Below are 3943 nucleotides of genomic sequence, written 5' to 3'. Positions count from 1 at the left end.
GCCCCCGTGCCACCGGCTGCCGAGGTGCCCGTCGCCCCTGAGCCCGTGGCCGCGCCCGTCGTTCCGCCCAGCGAGACGGCGGTCGCCGCCCCGCTGCCTGCGACTCAGGACAAACCCAGCTTCTTCGCTCGCCTCAAGCAGGGCCTGAGCAAGACCAGCGCCAGCCTCGGCGAGGGCATGGCCAGCCTGTTCCTCGGCAAGAAGGCCATCGACGACGAGCTGCTCGACGAGCTGGAAACCCGCCTGCTCACCGCCGACGTCGGCGTCGAGGCCACCACCGCGATCATCGGCAACCTGACCCGCCGCGTGGCGCGCAAGGAGCTGGCCGACAGCGGCGCGCTGTACAAGGCGTTGCAGGAGGAGCTGGTCGGTCTGCTCAAGCCGGTCGAGCAGCCGCTGCTGATCGACGCCGGCAAGCAGCCCTACGTGATCCTGGTGGTCGGGGTGAACGGTGTGGGCAAGACCACCACCATCGGCAAGCTGGCCAAGAAGCTGCAACTGGAAGGCAAGAAGGTCATGCTCGCCGCCGGCGACACCTTCCGCGCTGCCGCGGTGGAGCAGCTGCAGGTTTGGGGCGAGCGCAACCAGATCGCGGTGATCGCCCAGCACACCGGCGCCGACTCGGCCTCGGTGATCTTCGACGCGGTGCAGGCCGCCAAGTCGCGCGGCATCGACGTGCTGATCGCCGACACCGCCGGCCGCCTGCACACCAAGGACAACCTGATGGAAGAGCTGAAGAAGGTCCGTCGGGTGATCGGCAAGCTGGACGAGACCGCGCCGCACGAGGTGTTGCTGGTGCTCGACGCCGGCACCGGACAGAACGCCATCAACCAGGCCAAGCAGTTCGACCAGACGGTGAACCTCAGCGGCCTGGCGCTGACCAAGCTGGACGGCACCGCCAAGGGCGGGGTGATCTTCGCCCTGGCCAAGCAGTTCGGCCTGCCGATCCGCTATATCGGCGTCGGCGAGGGCATCGACGACCTGCGGCCGTTCCAGGCGCAGGCCTTCGTCCAGGCACTTTTCGAGGAGCGCGAGCAGGGATGATCCGATTCGAGCAGGTCGCCAAGCGTTATGCCAATGGCCATGTCGGGCTGCACGAGCTGAGTTTTCGCGTTCGCCCCGGCGAGTTTCTCTTCGTCACCGGCCACTCCGGCGCCGGCAAGAGCACCTTGCTGCGCCTACTGCTGGCGATGGAGCGGCCGACCAGCGGCAAGCTGATGCTGGCCGGGCATGACCTCTCCACCATCACCAATGCGCAGATTCCCTTCCTGCGTCGGCAGATCGGCGTGGTGTTCCAGAATCACCAGCTGCTGTTCGACCGCACCGTGTACGACAACGTCGCCCTGCCGCTGCAGATCCTCGGCCTGGCCAAGCCGGAGATCGCCAAACGGGTCGGCGCCGCGCTGGAGCGGGTCAGCCTCAGCGACAAGGCCGCGCAGGCGCCCGGCGATCTGTCCACCGGCCAGCAGCAGCGCGTCGGCATCGCCCGCGCCATCGTCCACCGCCCGGCTCTGCTGCTGGCGGACGAACCTACCGGCAACCTCGACCCGCGCCTGGCCGCGGAGATCATGGGGGTGTTCGAGGACATCAACCGGCTTGGCACCACCGTATTGATCGCCAGTCACGACCTGGCGCTGATCGCGCGCATGCGCCATCGCATGCTCACCCTGCAACGCGGTCGCCTGATCGGCGACGGGGAGGCTGCCTGATGAGCGCGTCGAAGATGCCGCCACCGCAGCCGGCCGAACGGGTCGGCGCGGCACCACGCAACAAGGTCAGCGACCAGCTGCCGGAAGACGGCCCGGATTTTCGCACCCTGCTGCATGCCTGGCTGGAAAGCCACCGCGCCAGCCTGGTCGACAGCCTGCGCCGCCTGGCCCGCCAGCCCATCGGCAGCTTCTTCACCTGCCTGGTGATGGCTGTGGCGCTGAGCCTGCCCATGGGCCTGGCGCTGCTGCTGGACAACGTCGAGAAGCTCGGCGGCTCCTGGCAGCGTGCGGCGCAGATTTCCCTGTTCCTCGAACTGGAGGCCGGCGAGCGCGAGGGCCAGGCCCTGCGCGAGCAGATCGCGGCGATGGACGACGTCGCCGAGGTCGAGTGGATCAGCCGCGAGCAGGCGCTGGAGGAGTTCCAGCAGCTGTCCGGGCTGGGCGAGGCGCTCAAGGAGCTGCCGCAGAACCCGCTGCCGGGAGTGATCCTGGTGACCCCGGTGGAGGTCGACAAGGCCAAGCTGGAAGCCCTGCGCCTGCGTCTGGCCGAGTTGCCGCGGGTGCAGCAGGCGCAGCTCGACCTGGTCTGGGTCGAGCGCCTGACGGCCATCCTCAAGCTCGGCGACCGTTTCGTCTTCGGCCTCAGCCTGCTGCTGATCCTCGCCTTGCTGCTGGTGATCGGCAACACCATCCGCCTGCATATCGAGAACCGCCGCGCCGAGATCGAGGTGATCAAGCTGGTCGGCGGCACCGACGGCTACGTGCGCCGGCCCTTCCTTTATATGGGCGCGCTGTACGGCATCGGCGCCGGCGTATTCGCCTGGCTGCTGCTGGCTTTCGGCCTGGATTGGCTGAACGATGCGGTGGTACGGTTGGCCGGCTTGTACGGCAGCGATTTCGCCCTCGGCGGGGTGCCCTCGTCCGATGGTCTGTCCCTGCTGCTCGGCGCCGTGCTCTTGGGCTATATTGGCGCCTGGCTGGCCGTGGCGCGTCATCTCAACGAATTGGCGCCTCGGTGATAAGTCATTGTTTTCATTGATATTGACTATCTGTAACGGAACTTATCCACAGGATCCGCGTCAGATGGCGCAGTGCTAAACTGCACGAGTTTCGTGAATCGGAGGATTCGAATGTCCACTTCCTTGCAACCTGTTCATGCTCTGGTTCCAGGCGCCAACCTGGAGGCTTACGTGCATGCGGTCAACAGCATCCCGCTGCTGACGCCGGAGCAGGAGCGCGAGCTGGCCGAGAGTCTCTACTACCAGCAGGATCTCGAGGCCGCCCGGCAGATGGTGCTGGCCCACCTGCGTTTCGTCGTACATATCGCCCGCAGCTACGCCGGCTACGGCCTGGCCCAGGCCGATCTGATCCAGGAAGGCAACGTCGGCCTGATGAAGGCGGTCAAGCGCTTCAACCCGGAAATGGGCGTGCGCCTGGTGTCCTTCGCCGTGCACTGGATCCGCGCCGAGATCCACGAGTTCATCCTGAAGAACTGGCGCATCGTCAAGGTCGCCACCACCAAGGCGCAGCGCAAGCTGTTCTTCAACCTGCGCAGCCAGAAGAAGCGTCTGGCCTGGCTGAACAACGACGAAGTCACCGCCGTGGCCAAGAGCTTGGGCGTCGAGCCGCACGAAGTGCGCGAGATGGAAAGCCGCCTGACCGGCCAGGACATGGCCTTCGACCCGGCCGCCGACGCCGACGACGACAGCGCCTTCCAGTCGCCCGCGCATTATCTGGAAGACCACCGCTACGACCCGGCTCGCCAGCTGGAGGACGCCGACTGGAGCGACAGCTCCAGCAGCAACCTGCATGAGGCCCTGGAAAGCCTCGACGAGCGCAGCCGCGACATCCTTTACCAGCGCTGGCTGGCCGAGGAGAAGGCGACCCTGCACGACCTGGCCGCCAAGTACAACGTCTCGGCCGAGCGTATCCGTCAGCTCGAGAAGAACGCCATGAACAAGCTCAAGGGCTCCATCGCCGCTTGAGTCATGCACGCGAATCAAGCCGCACCCGGGTGCGGCTTTTTTCTGTCCGGAGAAAATGCCTGTGAACAGACCGCCGTTGAAAGCGCAGCACTGGCTGCTGTTCGGCCTCGTCGCCGCGCTGTTCTTCGCCTGGGGCGCCTGGCTGATGCGCAGCGGCGAGGTGACGCCGGTGGCCGATCTGCCGCGGTGGCGCGACGCGCTGCTGCAGCCGTTGGCGGAAGAGCGCCTGGCGCTGCGCGAGGTGCAGGC

The 3943-nt window shown here is 66.8% G+C and carries 4 protein-coding genes and 1 pseudogene; all 5 read left to right on the top strand.

Annotated elements, in window-relative coordinates; translation table 11 throughout:
* Window positions 1-1044 (top strand): signal recognition particle-docking protein FtsY (gene ftsY, locus N878_RS14525; protein ID WP_021444354.1); only part of this gene is annotated, 1044 nt, incomplete at its 5' end.
* A complete protein-coding gene (gene ftsE, locus N878_RS14520) occupies window positions 1041-1709 on the top strand; it encodes a cell division ATP-binding protein FtsE (RefSeq protein WP_021444353.1) in 669 nt (222 codons plus the stop codon). The genes ftsY and ftsE, both read left to right, overlap by 4 nt.
* The gene (gene ftsX, locus N878_RS14515; protein WP_021444352.1) at window positions 1709-2728 is read left to right on the top strand and encodes a permease-like cell division protein FtsX; all 1020 of its coding nucleotides are present in this window, start codon (window positions 1709-1711) and stop codon (window positions 2726-2728) included. Before ftsE ends, ftsX begins: the two co-directional genes overlap by 1 nt.
* Before the next feature lie 111 nt (window positions 2729-2839).
* Window positions 2840-3694 (top strand): RNA polymerase sigma factor RpoH, encoded by an 855-nt coding sequence (gene rpoH, locus N878_RS14510; RefSeq protein ID WP_031303194.1) that lies wholly within the window; start codon window positions 2840-2842, stop codon window positions 3692-3694.
* Window positions 3695-3755: 61 nt separating this feature from the next.
* Window positions 3756-3943 (top strand): annotated as a pseudogene (locus N878_RS26865) (hypothetical protein); the annotation flags it as partial.

The sequence above is a fragment of the Pseudomonas sp. EGD-AK9 genome (assembly GCF_000465935.2).
GTDB lineage: Bacteria > Pseudomonadota > Gammaproteobacteria > Pseudomonadales > Pseudomonadaceae > Aquipseudomonas.
This window is presented reverse-complemented; position numbering and strand designations above follow the sequence as displayed.